The sequence below is a fragment of the Bradyrhizobium sp. 2TAF24 genome (assembly GCF_052115025.1).
Lineage (GTDB): Bacteria > Pseudomonadota > Alphaproteobacteria > Rhizobiales > Xanthobacteraceae > Bradyrhizobium_A.
In genome coordinates this window covers 59,573-81,548 of record NZ_JBFRFW010000019.1, presented here as the reverse complement: position 1 = coordinate 81,548, position 21,976 = coordinate 59,573, and the positions used below count along the sequence as shown (strand labels likewise).

Sequence of the window (21,976 nt, the reverse complement as noted above, 5' to 3'; positions counted from 1 at the left end):
CGGGGTTACGGGCGGGATGCGCGTTCGCCCAACTCGCAACGAAAGGCATTGCCATGCCGCGACGACACTCGCTTGCCATGGTCCTCGGCTGTCTTGCGCTGCTTGTCGGCGCCATCTGGATCGGCCAGGGCAGCGGCGTCTTTCCCTATCCCGCATCGAGCTTCATGATCCGCCAGACGCCCTGGGCCATCTATGGCGGTCTGCTGGTGCTCGCCGGCCTCGTGCTGATAGGCTGGACGCGCCGCCACTAACGGTGGCCCCGCTCACCGATCGCCGGCTCGCAGAGCCTCGCACGACGTCATCACTGCACGCCGGCGGCATCTCACCGCAAGGACACCTGCCATGGCCGCCTCTCCCTTCGACCTGTCCGGAAAAGTCGCTGTCGTGACCGGCGGCAATGGCGGCATTGGCCTCGGCATGGCACGCGGCCTTGCCGCGGCGGGGGCTGCGATCGTCATCGTCGGCCGCAATGCGGCAAAGTCGCGGGACGCCGCCGCTGCGCTGACACGCGACGGCGGCCGCGCCATTGCGCTGACCGCCGACGTCACCTCCCGCACCGAGACCGCGCAGATGGTGAAGGATGCGGTAGCGGCCCTCGGCCGGCTTGACATCCTCGTCAACAATGCCGGCATCAACATCCGCAAGCCGCCGCAGAGCGTGGCGGTGGAAGACTGGCAGCAGGTGATCGACACCAACCTGACCAGCGCCCTGCTCTGCACCCAGGCGGCCTATCCGGTAATGAAAGCCGGCGGCGGCGGCAAGATCATCAACATCGGATCGATGCTGTCGATCTTCGGGGCGTCGTTCGCGCCGGCCTATGCCGCCAGCAAGGGCGGCATCGTGCAGCTCACCAAATCGCTGGCCTGCGCCTGGGCGCCCGACAACATCCAGGCCAACGCCGTGCTGCCGGGGTGGATCGACACCGAGCTCACCCAGGCCGCGCGACAGCAGGTCGACGGCCTGCATGATCGCGTGCTCGCCCGCACGCCGGCTGGCCGTTGGGGCGCACCCGGAGACCTCGCCGGCATCGCCGTATTTCTGGCATCCCGCGCCTCGGACTTCATCACTGGCACGGCGATCGCGGTCGATGGCGGCTATTCGGTGTCCGGTTAGAGCGTTTTCGAGCGCAGCATGCCCACGGGCTTGACCCGTGGGAGTGGGCACCGGTTCGCGTTAGGAAAACGCGTCAAACAAATAATTGGAGCGCGTCGTGCTTCCATTGAAAGCGAACGCGCTCGCGGCCTTCAGCGCCGAAAACTCTTGATCTCCGAGACGCTGCCATCGGGGAAGGTCAGCTCGACCGAGACCGAGCGTGTCGCCGGCGGCAGCTTCAGATAGGTCTGCGCATCGCTGGGAATGGCAACGGGATCCCTGGCATTGCAGGGCGGCAGCTTGATCACCTTGTCCGGCACGCCGCTGTCGATGCCGATCCGCATCTCGCGGATGGCGCAGCGGTAGGACACGAGGTGGGTGTAGTACACAAGAAGCCCGTTGTACTCGCGGAACGACAGCCAGCTCGTCGACGTCATGTCGAGGATCTTGCGCTGGTCGCGCACAAGCGCCGCCTGCGGTTCGAAGCGGACCGGGAAAGGCCCCTGCATCTCGCCGTTGATGTCGACATAGCGGATCTGCAGCGTGGCCGCCGCCGCATCCGGGGGCAGCTCGAACGAGGGATTCGGCGACCGCCGCCGCGTGCGCGGATCGAGGGTGTCGAGAAACCCGGTGTCCTTGAACTCGCCGCTCTCCCCCATGCGCCAGGCGATCGCCGACGCCGGATCGGCCAGCGACACCACCACGGTCCAGCCGCCATTGTGGCGCGAGAAGCTGGCGATCGGGGCGTTGGTGCTGTCGGGCGCGAGCAGCCGCGGTGCCGGATTGACCGGCGGCAACGCGGCGAGCTGTGGCTGTTGCGGCACCACGGCGATGGCGCGCTCGCCGGCATTGGCCGCCGGCGCGGCACTCAAGACGACGTCACCGACGATCTGGTCATAATAGGCCGGGGTCTGCACATGGCGCACCGCCGCCGTCATCTCGCGGACGTCAGCCTGGGTGCGCTTGGCGATCTGCACGAGGTTGAGCCCGGGCTGTACGAGTTCGCGCACGAAGTTGCGGGTGAACACCGAGTTCGGATTGGTGTCGTCCTCCGACAGGCGGTCAAGCGCGGTCTGCCTGGCGCCGGCCGAGAACACCACGAACACCCCCTCAGGCGGCGTCATCGCCGCGAGACCGCCACCTCCGGCCAGCGCACGGGTGCCCGGCCGCTCGAACGGATTGTTGCGGCAGGCGTCGAACACGAAGATCGCTGTCCGCGCGCCGCGTTTCTGCAGTCGCGAGATCACGCGCTCGGCGGCCATCGCGCCATCACGCACCAGCTCCTCCTCACCGGCGCTCGCGGCCGCGACGTCGGTCGGCAGCAGGTAATTCTCGCCGCCAATCTCGAACCCGTGCCCGGCGAAGAAGAAGAACACGGTATCGCCGGGCTCGACCGCCTGGTCGAATGCCAGCAGCGTCTCGGTGAATCCCTTGCGGGTCTGGTTCTCGGCCGTCATCACGGTAAAGCCGAGCTGGCGCAGCACGTTCCCCATCACGCGGGCGTCGTTCACTGCCTTCTGCAGGCGCGGAACATTGCCGTATTCGTTGTTGCCGATCACCAGGGCGATACGCTTGTCGGCGCCCGCGGGGCTTGCGAACGAGGCGAGCACGGCGACGACGAGCGCTGCCATCCGAAGGGCGAACCGCGGGATCATCGAAAGTTCCTGACTATCGGGACCGGCCAGGCCCCGACCGGGCCGGACGGCCGCTATCGGCACTCCTGCATAGTCGGCCCCCGCCTGTCCACGGTTCAGACGGAATCGCCGCCAAAACGCTCAAATCAGGCCTGTTTCGCCCGAAAATGATGAGGTTTTTGCGGTTGTCACGCCAGAACACATTGACTTTGGCCATTTCGCCCCTATGTTCCGGCCTGACGCGGCGCGGAGTCGACACGCGATGTCCCGGTGAGCCGCCTGTCTGCGTAACTCCCTCCCCGTGCCAAAGAGCGTGCCGTTCCGGGGTTGAGCGCGACAGTTATTCCCGAGAATCCGAACGGCGGTTTCGACTCGAGGCTCAATGTCTTTTTCCGATCTTGGATTGTCCGACAAGGTAGTGGCCGCTGTCGCGGCTGCCGGCTACACCCAGCCGACCCCCATTCAGGCTCAGGCCATCCCCCACGTGCTGGCGCACAAGGATGTGCTGGGCATCGCCCAGACCGGCACCGGCAAGACGGCGGCGTTCGTGCTGCCGATGCTGACCCTGCTGGAAAAGGGCCGCGCCCGGGCCCGCATGCCCCGCACCCTGATCCTGGAACCGACCCGTGAACTAGCCGCCCAGGTCAAAGAGAACTTCGACAAGTACGGCGCCGGCCAGAAACTCAACGTCGCCCTGCTGATCGGCGGCGTCTCGTTCGAGGATCAGAACAACAAGCTGATGCGGGGCGTCGACGTCCTCATCGCCACCCCGGGCCGCCTGCTCGACCACTCCGAGCGCGGCAAGCTGCTGCTGACCGGTGTCGAGCTGCTGGTCATCGACGAAGCCGACCGCATGCTCGACATGGGCTTCATTCCGGACATCGAGCGGATCTGCAAGCTCGTCCCCTTCACCCGGCAGACGCTGTTCTTCACGGCGACCATGCCGACCGAGATCCGCCGGATCACCGAAACTTTTCTGCACAATCCTGAGCGCGTCGAAGTCTCGCGCCCGGCCTCGACCGCGGTGACTGTGAGCCAGTCGTTCGTCAGCTGCGGCAGCGCCCCGCATGTCAAGCGCGACACCCTGCGCCGGCTCATCCGCTCCGCCCAGGACCTCAAGAACGCGATCATCTTCTGCAACCGCAAGCGCGACGTCGCCCTGCTTCACCGCTCGTTGCAGCGTCACGGTTTCGGCGTCGTCGCCCTGCATGGCGATATGGACCAGTCGGCCCGCATGGCGGCACTGGATCAGTTCCGCAAGGGTGAGATGCCGCTACTGGTCGCCTCCGATGTCGCCGCTCGCGGTCTCGATATTCCCGAGGTCAGCCACGTCTTCAATTTCGACGTTCCCCATCATCCCGACGACTACGTCCATCGCATCGGCCGCACCGGCCGAGCCGGTCGCCTCGGCTCCGCGATCTCGATCGTCACGTCGGCCGACAGCAAGTCGCTGGCCGCCATCGAGAAGCTGATCGGGCAGGCCATTCCACGTCTCGAAGCCGATCTCGGACCAGCAACCGTGGACACAGCCGACGAGGCGTCCGAAACCAGCGCCCGTCCTTCAGGCGACCGCAAGCCACGCCGCGATGGCCGACGTTCACGCTCTGGCCGCGATGAGGCCAGCGCCCGCAGCGAGGGTGGCCGTGGTGAGCACGGTGGCCGCGAGGAGCGCAGCAGCCGTGAAGAGCGCGGCAGCCGTGAAGAGCGTGGCGCGCGTGAAGAACGCGGCAACCGCGATGAGCGTGGTGGCCGTGGCGAGCGCTCCAGGCGCAAGGCCCCCGCTGCGTCGAACCAGCCGTCTGCTCCGAATCAGCCGCCGTCGATCGGCCGTACGCCGATGGCTGCGACGCCACGCGAGCACTCCGAACCGGGCGATCATTCGCATCTGCCGGCCTTCCTGCTGCGGCCGATACGCGCACGCGTGTAATGATACCGGGCGGGGAGCGATTGCTTAACCACCCGTTCACCCTCGTGCCGTAACCTCGTTGTCATTGTTTTAGCTTTTGTGGCTGTTACGGGTCGTTGCGATGAGCCGGGTTGCTCATCCTCGGGGACGCCATCGTGATTGGACTGCTGGACGAACATCAGCGCACTTTGGCATTCGCCGAAGTGGCCTTGGGCCAGATCAGGTCGCTGCGGCAGCCTGCCGTGCCGCGCAACTATGAGATCTGGTACGTCTATGCGACGGGCTACAATGCCCCGCTGAACAAGATCATCAACGAGACGCTGGCGCGCCAGGGCAAGCTGACCGAGTCCGATCTCGAGCAGATCTACGAAACCTACCTGTCCCAGCTGCGCACCACCGACCGCATCGACAAGGTCGGCGCGCGCGTCATCAATGAAATCGACGATGTCATGACGCTGGTGTCGGACGCGCTCAGCATGACGACCGCATTCGGCCACAGCCTCGATGGCGCGACGCAGAAGCTCGGCAGCGCCCCTGACCACGGCACCGTGATGAGCGTGGTGCAGTCGCTGGTGAAATCGACGCTGGACATGCGCGAGCACAACAAGGCGCTCGAAGCGCGGCTGACGGTCTCCAAGCAGGAGATCAACAATCTGCAGCAGAGCCTGGAGGCGATCCGCGCGGAGACGCTGACCGATCCGCTCACAGGGCTCGGCAACCGCAAGTTCTTCGACCGCGCCATCGAGGATTCGGTGACCCACGCGCAAGCCCATGGCGAGCCGCTGTCGCTGCTGATGTTCGACATCGATCATTTCAAGTCGTTCAACGACAACTACGGCCATCTCACCGGCGACCAGGTGCTGCGCCTCGTCGCGCTGTCACTGCGCGCCACGATCAAGGGCCAGGACATCACCGCCCGTTATGGCGGCGAGGAATTCGCCGTGGTGTTGCCCAACACAGCGCTGCGCCAGGCCCTGACCGTCGCCGACCACATCCGCCGTGCCGTGATGTCCAAGGAGCTGAAGAAGAAATCGACCGGCGAGATCCTCGGCCGGGTGACGATTTCGGTGGGCGTGTCGATGCTGCAGAACGGCGATGACACGATCTCGCTGATCGAGCGGGCCGACGCCTGTCTCTATGCCGCCAAGCGCAACGGCCGCAACCGCGTCGTCTGCGAGGCCGATCCGGAATATTCTCCGACCGACCACATCCAGGTGGCCTGAAGTCTTCGGCCTGAAGTCTTCGGCCCGCCCCCTTCTGCTTGCAACGCGTATTCGCCCGAGGGCGGGCTGCCGGCGCACTCGCCGTTCGCGATGCTACCGCCGCGTTGGACCGGAAGGCGATTTTCGCGCCGGTAAGCCCGAACCAGGCTTGGTCGCCTTGGCCGGGGCGGTGCGGACGCCGCCCTTGCGCGTGGCCTTCGGACGGACCGGGGTTTTGGTCGCAGCCGAGATCTTGCCCTTGCCCTTGCCCTTGCCCTTGTCCTTGCCGACCAACGCCGTCTTGCCGGCTGACGCGGCTTTCCCGGCGCGGGGCGGCCTCGCCGGACGCGAGGCCGCCGGCGCCTTTGCGGGCCTGCCTGAGGGCTTCGCCTCGGCGCCGGTCCCGGCGCGTCCGGTTGCGGTGACCGCGCTCTTTGCTGGCCCCCTCGCAGTGCCTTTGGCGGCGTTGCGGGCCGCCCTGGAGCGCTTGACGGCCGCAGCACGTTCGGCAGCGCCCAGCGACGCCCTCGCCCACTCCGCGAGCTCCTCAGGATCGTCGTACAGGCGGTCCGGCAGCTGCCAGTAGGAATTGATGGTCACGAGCTTGCCGCGTGCCGCGTATTGGAACGGCTTGACGCCTTCGTCCTCGAAGCGCGCCACATTGTGCTCGTCGGTCCGGAAATAGATGGCGCCGCGCAGCACCAGGGCGAAATTGACCCCGTCCACGGACACGCCGTAGCCGCTGAACATGCGGCGCAGGCTCACCGGGCCGAACGCGGAGAACAGGTCCTGCAGAAATTCGCGATCCATGGCGCCCACCGCTCTAGCATGGCCGCCCTGACAGTCGCTTCGGCATCACGCCTTCCAGGCGGCTGTCAGAACCGCGACGCCACGATCACGCGGGCAGCTTGGCCGGGGTCAGCTGCACCGATTCGCCGCAACCGCAGGCACCGGTCTGGTTGGGGTTGTTGAACACGAACTGGGCCGCCATCTTGTCGACCTTGAAGTCCATCTCGGTGCCGAGCAGGAACAGCACGGCCTTCGGATCGACCAGGATCTTGACGCCCTTGTCCTCGACGACCTCGTCGGTCGGGCGGATGTCGTGGGCGTACTCGACCGTATAGGACATGCCGGCGCAGCCGCCGTTCTTGACCCCGACCCGCAGGCCGACGATCTCCGAGTCCGCCCGTGCGGTCAGTTCCCTGATCCGCGCTGCTGCGGCCTCGGTGAGGCGCATGACCTGTGGCCGCGGCCGGCGCACCGGCTTGCTCGAGGGGGCTGAGGTATTCGGTGTCATTCCAGTCATCTGGTCATGTCCGGCGGGATTTCAATGCCCGTGCATGGATCATTGCGGGAGACGGCCAAAGTTGCAACAACCTCACCACATGTTCAGGACGACGCGCGCCTCGTCGGACATGCGCTCCGGCGTCCAGGCCGGTTCCCACACGATCTTGACGTTGACCGCTCCGACCCCGGCGACGCTCGCGACCGCATTCTCCACCATGGTCGGCAGCTCGGCCGCAGCCGGGCAGTTCGGCGTGGTCAGCGTCATCTCGACGTCGACCGTGCGGTCGTCCTTGATGTCGACCTTGTAGATCAGGCCGAGCTCGTAGATGTCGGCCGGAATTTCCGGATCGTACACCGTCTTCAGCGCGCCGACGATGTCGGCACCGAGCCGCTCGGTCTCCTCCGGCGGCAGCGCCGAGCGGGTATCGACCCGGTTCGGGGCTTCGACGGCAGCCGCCTCGACCACTTGCTGAGCATCACTCATGAGAACAAATCCTGCGCCTTGATCAACGCCTGTACGAGCTGGTCGACTTCGTCCCGGGTATTGTACATCGCAAACGACGCCCGGCACGTCGCGGTCACGTTGAATCGTTCCAGCAGCGGCATGACGCAGTGGGTGCCGGCGCGCACCGCGACGCCCGAACGATCGATGATGGTGGCGATATCGTGGGGGTGCGCGCCCTTGATCTCGAACGAGATCACGCTGCCCTTGTCGCGGGCGTTGCCGATGATGCGCAGGGAGTTGATTTCCCGCAGCCGCTCATGGGCATAGAGCGTCAGATCGTGCTCGTGGGCCGCGATGCGGTCCTTGCCGATCGCATTGACATAGTCGATCGCCGCGCCCAGCCCGATCGCCTCGACGATCGCCGGCGTGCCGGCCTCGAACTTGTGCGGCGGGTCGCCATAGGTCACCCAGTCACGGCTGACCTCGCGGATCATCTCGCCGCCGCCGGTGTAAGGCCGCATCGCCACGAGATGGTCGTACTTGGCGTAGAGCACGCCGATGCCGCTCGGGCCGTAGAGCTTGTGCCCGGTGAAAACGTAGAAGTCGCAATCGAGGTCCTGGACGTCGATCGCCATGTGCACAGCGGCCTGGCTGCCGTCGATCAGCACCGGGATGCCGCGGGCATGCGCCAGCTTCACCACGTCCTTCACCGGCACGATGGTGCCGAGCATGTTGGACATCTGGGTGATCGCCACCAGCTTGGTCTTCGGCGTCAGCAGCTTCTCGAACTCGTCGAGCAGGAAGTTGCCGTCGTCGTCGACCGGCGCCCACTTGATCACCGCGCCCTGGCGCTCGCGCAGGAAATGCCAGGGAACGATGTTCGAGTGATGCTCCATGATCGAGATGACGATCTCGTCGCCTTCGCCGATATTGGGGGCACCCCACGACGACGCCACGAGGTTGATGGCTTCGGTGGCGTTGCGGGTGAAGATGATCTCTTCGTTGCGGCGCGCATTGAGAAAACGCGCGGTACGCTCGCGGCCGCCCTCGTAGCCTTCGGTCGCGGCGTTGGCGAGATAATGCAGGCCGCGATGAACGTTGGCGTACTCGGACATATAAGCCTTGGTCATGCGGTCAAGCACCGCCTGAGGCTTCTGTGCCGACGCCGCATTGTCGAGATAGACCAGCGGCTTGCCGTAAACCTTCATGGCGAGCGCGGGGAAGTCCGCCCTCACCCGTTCGACATCGTATGTTCCGTTGGCGACCGCGGGGTGCATGATCAGCCTCGCGCCGTCAGCCAGCGCTCGGCCGCGTTCACCGCGACGTCGCGCAGATCGTCGTCGACGATCGACTCAATGGCTTCACCGACGAACGCGGCGATCAGCAGCGCCTGCGCCTCCTTCTCCGGCAGGCCGCGGGCCCGCAGGTAGAACAGCAGGCTCTCGTCGAGCGCGCCCGCCGTCGCACCATGGCCGCAGGTGACGTCATCGGCGAAGATCTCGAGCTCGGGCTTGTTGTCGATCTCGGCCTCGTCCGACAGCAGCAGCGCCCGCGTCATCATCTTGCCGTCGGTTTTCTGCGCGTCCGGCCGCACGATAATGCGGCCCTGGAACACCGAGTGACCGCGATCGTCCAGCACCGAGCGGAAAACCTCACGGCTGGTGCAATGCGGCACAGCATGATCGACCACCAGCGTGGTGTCGCCATGGCGCCGCCCGCCCAGCAGATTGACGCCGTTGGTGGTCAGTTCACTGCCTTCACCGTTGAAGGCGATGAAGCCCTGGTAACGGCTGACGCCGCCGCCGCTGGTCAGGTTGAAGGTGTTGAACTTCGCGCGAGCGCCGAGGGTGAACACCCCCGTCGTGATGTTGGCTGCGTCGCGCGCATCTTCCATCAGCCGCACATGCTGCAGCTCCGCCTCGTCGGCGATCGTGACGAACAGCGCATCGCTCGCCTGATAGGCGCCGGCGCTCGAAGCGGCGACGAAGCTCTCCACCAGCGTCACGCGCGCGCCCTTGCCGATCACGACCTGCGAGCGAGTGAACGCCGCTGCGGTCGAGGCAACAGCGACATGGACGATATGCAGCGGCCTGTCGAGCGTCGCGCCTGCAGCGACCTCGATCGCAACACCGTCGGTCGCCAGCGCTGCATTGAGCGCCGTCATGCTGTCGGTGGCGGCGCCCGACTGCAGCACCGCTGCGTCGCCAGCCTCGAGCGTCTCGCGCAGCGAGCGCACGCGCAGGCCAGCCTCCAGCCCGGCGAGGTCGGACAGGCCGCTCGCAAACACGCCGTCCACCAGCACCAGTGTGCGGGTGTTCTTGACATCGAGCGCCGCGACCGCCGCCTTGGCGCGCGTCAGCGCAGCCGCGTCGGGGGCATCGGCGAGCGGTGCCACCTCGCGCAGCAGCACGCGCAGGTCCGTGTACTTCCATTCCTCGATGCGCCGGTGCGGCAGTCCCTGCCGCGCGAACACGTCGAACGCCGCCTGTCGCGCCTGCGCGACAGCGCCCGTTCCCGGCAACCGGCCATGCGCCGCCGCGAAGATCTCCTCGAGCGGCCGTTCAGCTGTCGATTTCACCAAAGCCACGTTCATGATGGGCCCGCTTATGCAGCCGCGTCTTCGAACTGCGCGTAGCCGGACGCTTCCAGTTCGAGCGCGAGCTCCTTGCCACCGCTCTTGACCACCTTGCCCTTCGACATGACGTGCACGACGTCGGGGACGATGTAGTTCAGCAGGCGCTGGTAGTGGGTGATGACGATCATGCCGCGATCGCGGGACCTCAGCGCATTGACGCCGTCGGCGGCGATGCGCAGCGCGTCGATGTCGAGGCCGGAATCCATCTCGTCGAGAATGCAAAGGCTCGGCTCGAACAGCGCCATCTGCAGCACCTCGTTGCGCTTCTTCTCGCCGCCGGAGAAGCCGACGTTGACGCCACGACGCAGCATGTCCTGCGGAATGTTGAGACGGCCGGCGACCTCGCGGACCTTCTTGAGGAAATCGGGGGTCGAGTACTCGCTCTCGCCGCGCGCCTTGCGCTGCGCGTTCAGCGCGGTACGCAGGAACGTCATGGTGGCGACGCCGGGAATTTCAACCGGGTACTGGAACGCGAGGAAAACGCCCTTGGCGGCGCGTTCGTCCGGCGCCATCGCCAGCACGTCCTCGCCGTTCAGCAGGATCTCGCCGCCCGTCACCTCATAGCCCGGCTTGCCGGCGATGACGTGGCTGAGCGTCGACTTGCCCGATCCGTTCGGGCCCATGATCGCGTGGACCTCGCCCTTGTTCACGGTCAGCGACAGTCCATGCAGGATTTCCCGCTCTTCGACCCGAACGTGAAGATCCTTGATTTCAAGCAACGACATCAGTCTGCCTTTCCGAATATCTTTCAGCTTGTTTGCGCCGGCTGCGGTCCCGTCGGCTATGCGGCCGACGACCGATCATTCGCGCCGGCGACGCCTTAACCCACGCTGCCTTCGAGCGAGATCGAGATCAGCTTCTGCGCCTCGACCGCGAACTCCATCGGCAACTGCTGCAACACGTCCTTGACGAAGCCGTTGACCACCAGCGCCACCGCTTCTTCCTGCGACAGGCCACGCTGCACGCAGTAGAACAGCATGTCCTCGGAGATCTTCGAGGTGGTGGCCTCGTGCTCGAACAGTGCCGACGAGTTCTTCGCTTCGATGTAGGGAACGGTATGCGCGCCGCACTTGTCGCCGATCAGCAGCGAGTCGCAGGCGGTGAAGTTGCGCGCGCCGGTCGCCTTGCGATGGGCGCTGACGAGACCGCGATAGGTGTTCTGCGACTTGCCCGCAGCGATGCCCTTGGAGATGATCCGGCTCGTGGTGTTCTTGCCGAGATGCAGCATCTTGGTGCCGGAATCGACCTGCTGGTAGCCGTTCGAGATCGCGATCGAGTAGAACTCGCCGCGCGAGTTGTCGCCACGCAGGATGCAGCTCGGATACTTCCAGGTGATCGCCGAGCCGGTCTCGACCTGGGTCCAGGAGATCTTGGAGTTCTTGCCGCGGCAATCGCCGCGCTTGGTGACGAAGTTGTAGATGCCGCCCTTGCCCTCGGCGTTGCCGGGGTACCAGTTCTGCACCGTCGAGTACTTGATCTCGGCGTCGTCGAGCGCGACCAGCTCGACCACGGCGGCGTGGAGCTGGTTTTCATCGCGCTGCGGCGCGGTGCAGCCTTCGAGGTAGCTCACATAGGAGCCCTTGTCGGCGATGATCAGCGTGCGCTCGAACTGGCCGGTGTTGCGCTCGTTGATGCGGAAGTAGGTCGACAGCTCCATCGGGCAGCGCACGCCTTCCGGGATGTAGACGAACGAGCCGTCGGAGAACACCGCGGAATTGAGGGTTGCGAAGAAGTTGTCGGAGGTCGGCACCACCGTGCCCAGGTATTTCCGTACGAGCTCGGGATGCTCGCGCAGCGCCTCGGAGATCGGCATGAAGATCACGCCGGCCTTCTTCAGCTCCTCCTTGAAGGTTGTGGCGACCGACACCGAGTCGAACACGGCGTCGACGGCGACACGGCGCTCGCCCTCAGGGCGCTCGACGCCGGCCAGCATCTCCTGCTCACGCAGCGGGATGCCGAGCTTCTCGTAGGTCTTCAGAATCTCGGGGTCGACCTCGTCGAGCGACTTCGGCGCGACGAACTTCTTCGGCGCCGCGTAATAGTAGAGGTCCTGATAGTCGATCTTGGGATAGTCGACGCGGGCCCAGGTCGGCTCCTGCATGGTCAGCCAGCGGCGGTAGGCTTCCAGCCGCCACTCCAGCATCCAGGCCGGCTCATCCTTCTTCTGCGAGATGAAGCGAACGATGTCTTCGGAGTGTCCCTTGGGGGCCTTCTCGGATTCGATCAGGGTCTCGAATCCATAGCGATATTGATCGACGTCGATCTGGCGAACCCGATCGACCGTCTCTTGTACGGCCGGCATCTTCATCCTCCGCTCGCGGTTTCAAGGACCGCGGTGGAATGGTGGCGCCTATAAAACTCCCCTGCCTGCGACAGCGAACGGAGCTCGAACGGACACCAGAAATCTGTTGTTGTGCGTGCCGGCGCGGCCCCCGACCCTTCCATCCGGACCCAGCCGAAATCCCAGCTGAATGCCGCCATGGAGGAACTTGAAGAACCACCCCGCGCGCGGAGTTTATGTAGGGCGTTCCGTTCTGGAAATCACCCCTTTTTTAGAACCGTTCCAGGAGCGGTTCTGATCACACCTCTACCTAATACGCCCGTGATTTTTCTCCAAGCCTCCAATAGGCGGGCGATGCCGGATTCGGTCGTATCCCAGCCCATACTCAGCCGAATGGCTCCCTGGGCCAGGTCCGCCGGCACCTGCATCGCGGCCAGCACGTGAGATGGCGCGACCTTGCCGGACGAACAAGCGGAACCTGAGGACACGGCGATTCCTTCCAGGTCGAAGGCAATCACGGTTGTTTCCGCCCTGAGCCCGGGCGCCGACACCAAAGTGGTATTTGGCAACCGCTGAACGTGGGACGAAAAGACCACGGTTCCCGGGTGTTCCATCAAGCCGGCCTCCATCGCGCCCCGGAGCCGGCCCTGGCGCCCGGCTTCGTGCTCCCGGCCCGCCATGGCGGCATCCACCGCGGCACCAAAGGCGGCAATGCCCGGCACGTTCTCGGTGCCGCCGCGGCGGTTCTGCTCCTGGCCGCCGCCCCGGATCAGCGGCTCGGCCGGGACCAGTCCGTCCCGCAGCACCAGGGCGCCGACGCCCTTGGGTCCGCCGACCTTGTGCGCCGAGACACTGACCAGGTCCGCCCCCAATTCCGGCAGCCGGCAGGCGATCCGCCCCAGCGCCTGGATAGCATCGACATGCAGCAGCCCGCCTGCCGCACGCACCAGCTCGGCGATCTCGGTGATCGGCTGGATCGCGCCGGTCTCGTTGTTGGCATGGAGCACGGACACCAGCGCCGGCGGCCCATCGGCAAGACGCCGGCGCAGGTCGTCGAGATCGACGACACCGTCTGGGGTCACGGCAACGCGCGTGATGTCCTCAGGACGAAAGCGGCCGCCGGCCAGCACCGACGCATGTTCGACCGCCGACACCAGCAACCGCGCGACCGGCGGTGCGGCCGGACCGCGCAATCCCGGCGCCAGGGCGAGGACGTTGGCTTCGGTGCCGCCGGAGGTGAAGATCACGCCGCGCGGCTCGGCGCCCAGCGACCGGGCGACCGCAGCCCGCGCCCCTTCGACCAGCGCGCGGGCCGCTCGCCCCTCGGTATGGACCGACGACGGATTGCCGATCACGTCCCACGCCGCCGCCATGGCGGCGCGGGCCTCCGGCCGCAACGGCGTGGTGGCGTTCCAGTCGAGGTAGATCCGTGGTCGGCGTGGCTCTGGCAAAGTCGGCTCCGGAAGATCGTGCCCCCTGGGATTAAGACCATTTGCCGGTTCCGCAAGGCCTGGGCGCCGCGGCAACCGCGCAATATGCTTGCTTTTTGCCCCTCGCCCTATGTTAGAACGCGGCCCTGTTCATCCGGCGTCGTGCGCTGAGGGCCCGGCTGCCGCCGATCTGGCTCTCGAACGCGTGGCCGTCAAGCCACCGCATCGCCCGCCACTGGGGTTTTAAGGAATCCGAATGCCTGAAGTCATTTTCACCGGTCCCGCTGGCCGGCTTGAAGGTCGCTACCACCCCGCGAAGCAGAAGAACGCGCCGATCGCGATGGTGCTGCATCCGCACCCGCAGTTTCACGGCACCATGAACCACCAGATCGTCTATCAGGTCTACTACTCGTTCGTGGCCCGCGGCTTCTCGGTGCTGCGCTTCAACTTCCGCGGCGTCGGCCGCAGCCAGGGCTCGTTCGACCACGGCACCGGCGAACTATCGGACGCCGCCGCGGCGCTCGACTGGGCGCAGACCATCAATCCCGAGGCGCGGGCCTGCTGGGTGGCCGGCTTCTCGTTCGGCGCCTGGATCGGCATGCAGCTCTTGATGCGCCGTCCGGAGGTCGAGGGCTTCATCTCGATCGCGCCGCCGGCCAATCTCTACGACTTCTCGTTCCTGGCGCCCTGCCCGTCGTCCGGCCTGATCGTGCACGGCGATAAGGACATCGTGGTGCCGCAGAAGGACGTCAATGCGCTGGTCGACAAGCTGAAGACGCAGAAGGGAATCGTGATCGACCACCAGGTGATCCCGGGCGCGAACCACTTCTTCGACGGCAAGCTCGAGCCGCTGATGGAATCGGTGACGTCCTATCTCGACATGCGGCTCGCCAACGTCCGCTGACGCCGTCCACCGGCATCCGATCGGTCGAGACGCGGCGCAGGACCTCCTGCGCCGCGTCGTCGTTTCAGGCCGCGGCCCGGCCCTCGAGCGACAGCACGAAGGCGTTATGCTTTGCCATGAACTCCCGCAGCAACTCGGGATAGGCCGCACTGACAGCATGCTGAACTGATGGCCGCTCCGCGAGGCTCGCCCGCCAGCGGTTGAGTTTTGGCTTGCCGGTGAAGATGCCGAAATCGCCGATCCGGTCGATCACATCGAAATAGCGGAACGCTGGCGCGAACACCGCGTCGACCAGCGAAAAGCTCGCCCCGTCGAACCAGGGCTGCGCCATCAGGCGCGTTTCGAGCCGGGCGAACTTCTGCTCCAGTGCCGTGACCTTGGCGCGGAACGCCGCCTCGTCCTTGGCGGTCTCCAGTCCCCAGATGTCGCCGAGCACCGCGGAGTTGAACTCGATCCAGCCGCGATGTTCGGCGCGCGCCAGCGGATCGGCCGGATGCAGCGGATGCGGCTGCGTCTCCTCGAGATATTCGAGGATCACGGCGGATTCGAAGATCGCGGTATCGCCGACCTGCAGCACCGGCGTCTTGCCGAGCGGCGAGATCGCCAGGAACCAGTCCGGCTTGTTGGCGAGGTCGATGTCGATGCGTTCGAAAGGCACGCCCTTCTCGGCCAGCGCGATCGCGACGCGCTGCACATAGGGGCAAAGCTTGTGGCTGATCAATTTCAGCGGCGCGGACATGGGCGTCTCCCTGCAGATCCGATTTTCATGCAACTGCATTCATTAAGATGCAATTGCATAAACCTGTCAATGTGCGACAGGCGCCGCTTCAAGGCGACGTGATCAGGGACGGGCGATGATGCCGCCGGTGGTCGGGGCCGGCACCCCGGTGGTGGCAGGGTAGCTCAACGGCAGCCCCTGCAGGCTGCGGGCGGCGAGGAAGGCGAAGGCCTGCGCCTCCAGGGCATCGCCCGCCCACCCCAGCGCGTCCGCGGTTTCCACCCGCGCCGGCGCCAGATGGTGCCGCAGCAGGCGCATCATCATCAGGTTGCGGGCGCCGCCGCCGGCAACGATCCAGTGGGTCGGGGCCTTCGGCAGATGGGGAACAATGCTGACGATCGCCTCGACGGTGAAGGCCGTCAGCGTCGCCGCGCCATCGGCAACCGCCAGATTCGGCAGTTGCAGCGCGGCGAACTGGTTACGGTCGAGCGATTTCGGCGGCCGCTGGGTGAAGAACGGATGCGTCAGGGCGCGCGCGATCCAGTCTGCATCGGGATCGCCCTGGGCGGCGAGCCGGCCGTCCTGGTCGAACGGTTGCCCGGTGGCGCGGAACACGTAGTCGTCGAGCAGCGCATTGCCCGGACCCGTGTCGCAGGCGATCAATGCGTCGTAGCCATCGATATAGGTGATGTTGGAGACGCCGCCGATGTTGAGCACCGCGACGGGGCCGCTGCGGCCGAGCGCCGTCGCCAGCGCCCGATGATAGACCGGCACCAGCGGCGCCCCCTGCCCGCCGGCAGCGACGTCGGCAGCGCGGAAATCATGCATCACCGGAATATGGATGGCCCGCGCCAGCGCCAGGCCATCACCGATCTGCACCGTCAGGCCCTGCTCGGGCCGGTGCAGCACGGTCTGACCATGAAACCCGACGATATCGATTGCCTCGCGTGCGATGTGGTGCTGGGCGGTGAAAGCGGCAACCGCCTCGGCGTGGGCGAGCGTCACCGCATGCTCGGCCGCGCCGAGGACGCCTGGCCGGGCCTCCCGATGGGACAGCCGCGTGGCCTCCGCCAGCGCCTGGCGCAACAACGATCGCTCAGGATCGCTGTACGGGCGGTATCCTGACGGACCGATCGACATCACTTGCTTGCCGTCGGTCTCGATCAGCGCGACATCCACCCCGTCCAGCGAGGTGCCGCTCATCAGCCCGATTGCCGTCATCACCATGGCAATGGCCCTTCGCAGCGGGTTCCCGCCGAGAGCCGGCGCCTGCGCGCCTGCGCGCCTTGATCGCCTGACTTGGCAGCCTCAACCGGAACCGAACCTTGTATCCAACTTCCACTTCTTATAATGCCACAAGGCGCACCCCTGCGGCAGAGCTCCCGACCAGCGTCGTTCAGCGCGGTTACCATTTTATCAAACAGACCTAAGAGACATGACGGCTTTTAAATCGGATTTTCTCAACGTGCTGCAGAGCCGCGGCTTCATCCACCAGGTCTCGGAACCCGAGGCCCTGGACGCGCTGGCGCAGAAGGGCCGCATCACCGGCTATATCGGCTTCGACTGCACCGCGGATTCGCTGCATGTCGGTCACCTGCTGCAGATCATGATGCTGCGCTGGATGCAGCAGACCGGTCACCAGCCGATCGCGCTGATGGGCGGCGGCACCACCCGTGTCGGCGACCCCTCGGGCAAGGACGAGAGCCGCAAGATCCTGTCCAGCGACGACATCGCGCACAACCTCGCCGGTATCCGCACGGTGTTCACCCGCTTCCTGAGCTTCGGCAGCGGGCCGACCGATGCGCTGATGATCAACAACAACGACTGGCTGGGTCCGCTCAACTACATCGATTTCCTGCGCGACGTCGGCAAGCATTTCTCGGTCAATCGCATGCTGTCGTTCGACAGTGTCAAATTGCGGCTGGAGCGCCAGCACGAGCTGTCGTTCCTCGAATTCAACTACATGATCCTGCAGGCCTACGACTTCGTCGAACTGTTCAAGCGCACCGGCTGCGTGCTGCAGATGGGCGGTTCGGACCAGTGGGGCAATATCGTCAACGGCATCGACCTCGGCCGCCGCATGGCGAATGCGCAGCTGTTCGCGTTGACGTCACCGCTGCTGACCACCTCGAGCGGCGCCAAGATGGGCAAGACCGCGGCAGGCGCCGTCTGGCTCAACGCCGACCGCCTCAGCGTCTACGACTACTGGCAGTTCTGGCGCAACACCGAGGATGCCGACGTCGAACGCTTCCTCAAGTTGTTCACCACGCTGCCGCTCGACGAGGTCGCCCGCCTCGGCGCGCTGCAGGGCCAGGAGATCAACGAGGCCAAGAAGGTGCTGGCGACGGAAGCGACCGCGCTGGTGCATGGCCGCGAAGCCGCCGACGCCGCCGCGGACACCGCGCGCCGCACCTTCGAGGAAGGCGCCATCGCCGAAAGCCTGCCGACACTGGGCCTGCCCAGGGCCGAGCTCGATGCCGGCATCGGTGCGCTGGCGCTGTTCGTCAAGGCCGGCCTCGTCGCCTCCAACGGCGAGGCGCGCCGCCAGATCAAGGGCGGCGGGCTGCGCATCAACGACACGCCGGTCGGCGACGAGAAGCTGGTGGTCAACGCCACCCATCTGACGCCAGAAGGCGTGGTCAAGCTGTCGCTGGGCCGCAAGAAGCACGTGCTGGTTCGACCGGACTGAACGGCACGATAGCGCCATTGCCTGCAGCACATCGGTGAGGTCGCCGCCCCGGCGGCGACCGCTCAGTTCGGCGGCGGGAAATTGTCGCTGGGCACGTTCTGACGGCCGGTACCGAACTCGAAGATCTTGCGCAGCACGCCGGGCGCCATCGCCGAGATCGGATTGACCCGCAGCACCGGCGCGCCGGGCGTGCCCACCACCTCGTAGGTGATGCCGATCAACCCTTCATTGCTGCCGCCTCCGAGCACGAGGCCGACGATCGGAATCTGGCCGAACATGTTATTGAGGCCGTACATCGGCACGAAGGTGCCGCTCATGCGCACCTGATTGGCCGGGTAATTGATGTTGCCTTCGATCGTCGCGCCGACGGTCGGGCCCCGCAGGATGCCGTCGCGGATCGTGAGCTGGCCGCTCTGCCGGGTGAACTCGGCCCGCATGTGGGAAAACCCAACGCCGCTGGAGCCGGTCGCCGGACCATTGGCGACGACGCGATCGAGCGCCGCCTCACCCTTGACCGAGAAATCGCGGACGTTCAGCAATCCCTCCTGAGCGGAGGCGTCCGATGCCGGCGGGTCCATCGCCAGCCACACCCGTCCCCCCACCATCTTCTTGTAGATGTCGGTGAAGCGGAACAGCGCGCCGGCATCGTTGGTCTCGAGATACAGCACCTCGCGACCCTGTGCTTTGCCGCGAATATCGCCCGTCAGCGGTGTATCGCGGCCGATCTTGCCGTTGAGCTGGAACGCCTTGATCACGCCGGCGCGGCGCGACAGCTTGACATCGACGCCCCGCACCGCCTCGCCATCGAATCCGGCGATCGCGCCCATCTTCAGATCGAGGTCGAGATCGGCCGCCTTCTGCTTGGTCTTGGTCTCGGCGTCACGACCGGAAATCGCCGATTTGAGGAAGCCGCGCGCATCGAACACATCGCCGCGCATTGTCACCTTGAGCACGCCGTCCGGCGCCCGCTCGGCCTTCAATGAGGTCTTGTCGCCCTCGGATGGGGCGAAGGTCGGAAACGCCGCGTTGATCACGTCGCCGTTCTGATCGATCTCGAGCGCGCCCTTGATCTGGACGCCGCTGCCGTCGATTGCGATGTCCTCGAGCCGAGTCGCTTGCGGCTTCTGCACCACGTTGAAGGTGATCCGGCTCGCCTTCCCCGCGGCCTTGACCCAGCCCGGCAGCAGGTTGTCGACCCGCGCCGCGGTCAGGTCCGCCTCGATGCCGAGCTTGTTCTCGCGCTCGGGCGCCCCGATCCTGCCGGTGAGCTTCACCGGGATCGCCCCGGAGATGGCCGTCCCCAGGTCCACGCCAAGCTTGGCGCGACCGGCATCGTCGAGCGTCGCCTGAAGCTTCACATCGGCGTCGCCGTCAGTCGGCTTGCGGTAGTCGAGGCTCGCAGCCTGGCCGCCGATCTTGACGTCGCCCTTGACCTGATAACCCTGGTTGTTGGCGACGACCTTGAGGGCGTTGCCTTCGAGCTTCTGGTTCATCACCAATTTGTCGGCGGAGAACCCGGTGAGATCGATGTTGATGGCGTAGCTGGTATCGGCCTTGGTCAACTCGTTCTTGATCGGCAGGCCGAGCATCACCTGCGCCGTGACGTTGCCGCGGCTGGTGTTCGGGTCGATCGGCGCGCTGCTGCTGAACTCGCTGAGGCGATTGGAATTGAGGATCTCGGCGGCGGCCGGCACCGGTCCATCGACGCGGAAGCGGACACGCGCCGGCGGCGGCTTCGGCACGAAATCCGGAATGTCGAACACCAGGTCGGAAATGGTGAGGCGGCGGCCGGCCGGTGTATCGACCGCGGCCTGGCCGACATTGATGGTCGCCGTGCGGCCCGTCACGCGGGCCTTGAGGTCGGCATCATGAAGGCCCGGCAACTCGTCGACCGGATGCATCGCCACGTTGCTGCCGACGAAGGTGATGGCGAGGCCATCGTCGGGAATCGGCGGCCCGCTGCGCGACAGCGTGTGAACCGGCGCATTCACACCGATTTCCATGCGCTGCAACGTGCCCTTGTCGACACGCTGAACGACCCACTCGCGAACCTCCGGCACGACCACGATCGGCCAGATCCGCTTCAGCGCCGACACCGGCATCGGCGTTCCCGCCAGCCCCAGCGTCAGGCGCGGCTCGGCCGTCGAATAATCGAGACTGCCGGAGCCGGCAATGCTGATGTCGCCATTGCCGAAATCGGCCTGGGTCAGGAGCACCCGCCGATTGTCGGTGTCGAAGCGCAGCCGCACCGCGATGCGGTTGAAGATCAGCGGGTCGGAGCCGTTCTCGCCGCCGAACAGGATGGTGCCGCCGCTGAAGCCGAGCTGCCAGTTCGGGAGACTGTCGTTCGGTGGTTCGAGATGCGCGAGCAGCGTGATCCGGTTCGCCCCCGAAACGATCTGGAACGGCGCCACCATCACGCGGCGCGCGGCATCCCAGTCGACATTGATGTCGACCTGATCGATGTCCATCGGGTAGTCAGGCGCGTCGCGGTCGATGATCTGGCCCGCGCCCATCGCCATCTTGCCGGTGAGGAAGGTCGGCAGACCGTCACGGCCGATCTCGCCGCGCACACGTCCGGTCAGCGGCATGTCGGCGGTAAAATTCAGCTCTTTCAACCGCAATGCCAGCAGGATGTTCTTGACCGGCACCTTGTCGGCCTGGACGTCGACCGAGCGCACCCCGCTCGACTGGGGCCCGACCAGCACCTTCAGGAACCAGGCGTTCTTGCCATCCTCCCCGAGACTGAGGGCGACGCCGCCGCCGCGCGGGCGGCGCAGGCTGAGGCTGATGTTCTGGAACGTGAGCCTGCCGCCGGTGCGCTGATCGTCGACGATCAGGTTGCCGTTCTTCAGGCCGACTTCATCGAGGTTTTCGCCATCGAGGCCGCTCTTGCTCAGGCCGTCGAGCCAGTCGAGGCCGGCAAGAATGCCCTGCACGCCTCCGTTCCTGGCGGCGCCCTCGGACGCGGCGGGCTTACCGGCCTGGACCGGCGCCGGCTGAGGGAGCGAAGTCGGTCCTGTCGGCGCGGGCGGCGGAGGGGACAAACGCGGCGCGGCCGCGGTCGCCAGCGGGCGGGCGTTGTCGCCGGTCGACACGATGACACGGCCATCGGGCGCGATGCGCACTGACAGTTCCGCGCCGACCAGATTAAGGCTCTCCGCGCGCAGCCGCCCCAACATCAGCGCAGTGGGCGAAATCCGGACCTCGGCCTTCGGCGCGCTGGCCACCACGGCCTTCGCACGGTCGCGCACCACGATGTCACGGATTCGCACCGCGATCCGGATCCGCCCGGTGCGCTCGATCTGGGTACCGCCGACCTCGACCGTATGGTCCTTGCCGAGATTGTCCTCGATCGCCGCAACCAGCCACGGTGTCATGACGTCGAGGTTGATCGGGCCTGTCCCGAGCCGCCACCACAGCACACCGAATCCGCTCGCGGCCACGATCGCAAAAACGCCGGCGACGGTGGCGACCAGGCGCAGCCAGCGCGCGCCGAACACGGCGCGGCGCAAACCGTGGAGCCAGGCGTCGGCATGGTCGAACATCGGTCCGGTGCGGCGCGCCAGCAGCCGGCGCGCGCGGGCGCCGCTCGCTTCCTCGTCGTGAAGCGACCAGTCGGCATCATCCCATGCGGGATGATCGTCGGCACGGGAGTTCCGGGCCTGCTGCGGCTCAGGTCTTGCCATTGCCTCTCGGTATCGAGCCTCTTGACGCTGATGTTCGCGGCGACCGCCAGCCTGAGCGCGAGCG

18 protein-coding genes are annotated in these 21,976 nt (G+C 66.1%); 6 read left to right on the top strand and 12 right to left on the bottom strand.

Annotated features, from left to right (window positions below; all coding sequences use genetic code 11):
• Nucleotides 1–53: 53 nt before the first annotated feature.
• Together AB4Z37_RS26265 and AB4Z37_RS26260 are read left to right on the top strand one after the other, a co-directional pair.
• Nucleotides 54–251 carry a hypothetical protein gene (locus AB4Z37_RS26265; RefSeq protein WP_441519648.1) on the top strand — a complete coding sequence of 66 codons (198 nt, stop codon included), beginning with the start codon at nucleotides 54–56 and terminating at the stop codon, nucleotides 249–251.
• A gap of 91 nt (nucleotides 252–342) precedes the next feature.
• Nucleotides 343–1,113 (top strand): glucose 1-dehydrogenase, encoded by a 771-nt coding sequence (locus tag AB4Z37_RS26260; protein WP_441519647.1) that lies wholly within the window; start codon nucleotides 343–345, stop codon nucleotides 1,111–1,113.
• A 131-nt stretch (nucleotides 1,114–1,244) separates the two neighbouring features.
• Here the strand turns inward: AB4Z37_RS26260 and AB4Z37_RS26255 are convergent, their stop codons facing one another.
• The gene (locus tag AB4Z37_RS26255; RefSeq protein ID WP_441519646.1) at nucleotides 1,245–2,747 is read right to left on the bottom strand and encodes a caspase family protein; all 1,503 of its coding nucleotides are present in this window, start codon (nucleotides 2,745–2,747) and stop codon (nucleotides 1,245–1,247) included.
• A gap of 361 nt (nucleotides 2,748–3,108) precedes the next feature.
• Between AB4Z37_RS26255 and AB4Z37_RS26250 the strand changes: the two genes are divergently transcribed.
• A complete protein-coding gene (locus tag AB4Z37_RS26250) occupies nucleotides 3,109–4,653 on the top strand; it encodes a DEAD/DEAH box helicase (RefSeq protein ID WP_441519645.1) in 1,545 nt (514 codons plus the stop codon).
• Between the two features lie 134 nt (nucleotides 4,654–4,787).
• A complete protein-coding gene (locus AB4Z37_RS26245; protein WP_441519644.1) occupies nucleotides 4,788–5,855 on the top strand; it encodes a GGDEF domain-containing protein in 1,068 nt (355 codons plus the stop codon).
• A gap of 93 nt (nucleotides 5,856–5,948) precedes the next feature.
• Here AB4Z37_RS26245 and AB4Z37_RS26240 read toward each other — a convergent pair whose 3' ends face one another.
• The 8 genes from AB4Z37_RS26240 to AB4Z37_RS26205 form a co-directional block, all read right to left on the bottom strand.
• Nucleotides 5,949–6,644 (bottom strand): TfoX/Sxy family protein, encoded by a 696-nt coding sequence (locus tag AB4Z37_RS26240; RefSeq protein WP_441519643.1) that lies wholly within the window; start codon nucleotides 6,642–6,644, stop codon nucleotides 5,949–5,951.
• A gap of 85 nt (nucleotides 6,645–6,729) precedes the next feature.
• Nucleotides 6,730–7,140 carry a HesB/IscA family protein gene (locus AB4Z37_RS26235; protein WP_441519642.1) on the bottom strand — a complete coding sequence of 137 codons (411 nt, stop codon included), beginning with the start codon at nucleotides 7,138–7,140 and terminating at the stop codon, nucleotides 6,730–6,732.
• Nucleotides 7,141–7,212: 72 nt separating this feature from the next.
• Nucleotides 7,213–7,605 (bottom strand): SUF system Fe-S cluster assembly protein, encoded by a 393-nt coding sequence (locus AB4Z37_RS26230; RefSeq protein ID WP_441519641.1) that lies wholly within the window; start codon nucleotides 7,603–7,605, stop codon nucleotides 7,213–7,215.
• Nucleotides 7,602–8,849: a cysteine desulfurase gene (locus tag AB4Z37_RS26225; RefSeq protein WP_441519690.1), complete on the bottom strand. Its 1,248-nt coding sequence runs from the start codon at nucleotides 8,847–8,849 to the stop codon at nucleotides 7,602–7,604. Before AB4Z37_RS26225 ends, AB4Z37_RS26230 begins: the two co-directional genes overlap by 4 nt.
• The gene (gene sufD / locus AB4Z37_RS26220) at nucleotides 8,846–10,159 is read right to left on the bottom strand and encodes a Fe-S cluster assembly protein SufD (RefSeq protein WP_441519640.1); all 1,314 of its coding nucleotides are present in this window, start codon (nucleotides 10,157–10,159) and stop codon (nucleotides 8,846–8,848) included. Before sufD ends, AB4Z37_RS26225 begins: the two co-directional genes overlap by 4 nt.
• An 11-nt stretch (nucleotides 10,160–10,170) precedes the next feature.
• Nucleotides 10,171–10,926, bottom strand: a complete 756-nt coding sequence (sufC, locus tag AB4Z37_RS26215; RefSeq protein WP_441519639.1) for a Fe-S cluster assembly ATPase SufC — start codon at nucleotides 10,924–10,926, stop codon at nucleotides 10,171–10,173.
• 95 nt (nucleotides 10,927–11,021) lie between these two features.
• Nucleotides 11,022–12,503 carry a Fe-S cluster assembly protein SufB gene (sufB, locus tag AB4Z37_RS26210; protein ID WP_441519638.1) on the bottom strand — a complete coding sequence of 494 codons (1,482 nt, stop codon included), beginning with the start codon at nucleotides 12,501–12,503 and terminating at the stop codon, nucleotides 11,022–11,024.
• A gap of 239 nt (nucleotides 12,504–12,742) precedes the next feature.
• Nucleotides 12,743–13,933 carry a cysteine desulfurase family protein gene (locus AB4Z37_RS26205; RefSeq protein ID WP_441519637.1) on the bottom strand — a complete coding sequence of 397 codons (1,191 nt, stop codon included), beginning with the start codon at nucleotides 13,931–13,933 and terminating at the stop codon, nucleotides 12,743–12,745.
• A gap of 235 nt (nucleotides 13,934–14,168) precedes the next feature.
• Here AB4Z37_RS26205 and AB4Z37_RS26200 point away from each other — a divergent pair, with 235 nt between their 5' ends.
• Nucleotides 14,169–14,816 (top strand): alpha/beta hydrolase, encoded by a 648-nt coding sequence (locus AB4Z37_RS26200; protein ID WP_441519636.1) that lies wholly within the window; start codon nucleotides 14,169–14,171, stop codon nucleotides 14,814–14,816.
• Nucleotides 14,817–14,880: 64 nt separating this feature from the next.
• Here the strand turns inward: AB4Z37_RS26200 and AB4Z37_RS26195 are convergent, their stop codons facing one another.
• On the bottom strand, nucleotides 14,881–15,555 hold the full coding sequence (locus AB4Z37_RS26195) for a glutathione S-transferase family protein (protein ID WP_441519635.1): 675 nt from the start codon (nucleotides 15,553–15,555) through the stop codon (nucleotides 14,881–14,883).
• A gap of 102 nt (nucleotides 15,556–15,657) precedes the next feature.
• Complete coding sequence (locus AB4Z37_RS26190) at nucleotides 15,658–16,761, bottom strand: anhydro-N-acetylmuramic acid kinase (protein WP_441519634.1); 1,104 nt, start codon at nucleotides 16,759–16,761, stop codon at nucleotides 15,658–15,660.
• Between the two features lie 208 nt (nucleotides 16,762–16,969).
• Between AB4Z37_RS26190 and tyrS the strand changes: the two genes are divergently transcribed.
• A complete protein-coding gene (tyrS, locus tag AB4Z37_RS26185) occupies nucleotides 16,970–18,223 on the top strand; it encodes a tyrosine--tRNA ligase (protein ID WP_441519633.1) in 1,254 nt (417 codons plus the stop codon).
• A 62-nt stretch (nucleotides 18,224–18,285) separates the two neighbouring features.
• Here tyrS and AB4Z37_RS26180 read toward each other — a convergent pair whose 3' ends face one another.
• Nucleotides 18,286–21,912 (bottom strand): hypothetical protein, encoded by a 3,627-nt coding sequence (locus tag AB4Z37_RS26180; RefSeq protein WP_441519632.1) that lies wholly within the window; start codon nucleotides 21,910–21,912, stop codon nucleotides 18,286–18,288.
• Nucleotides 21,913–21,976: the final 64 nt, after the last annotated feature.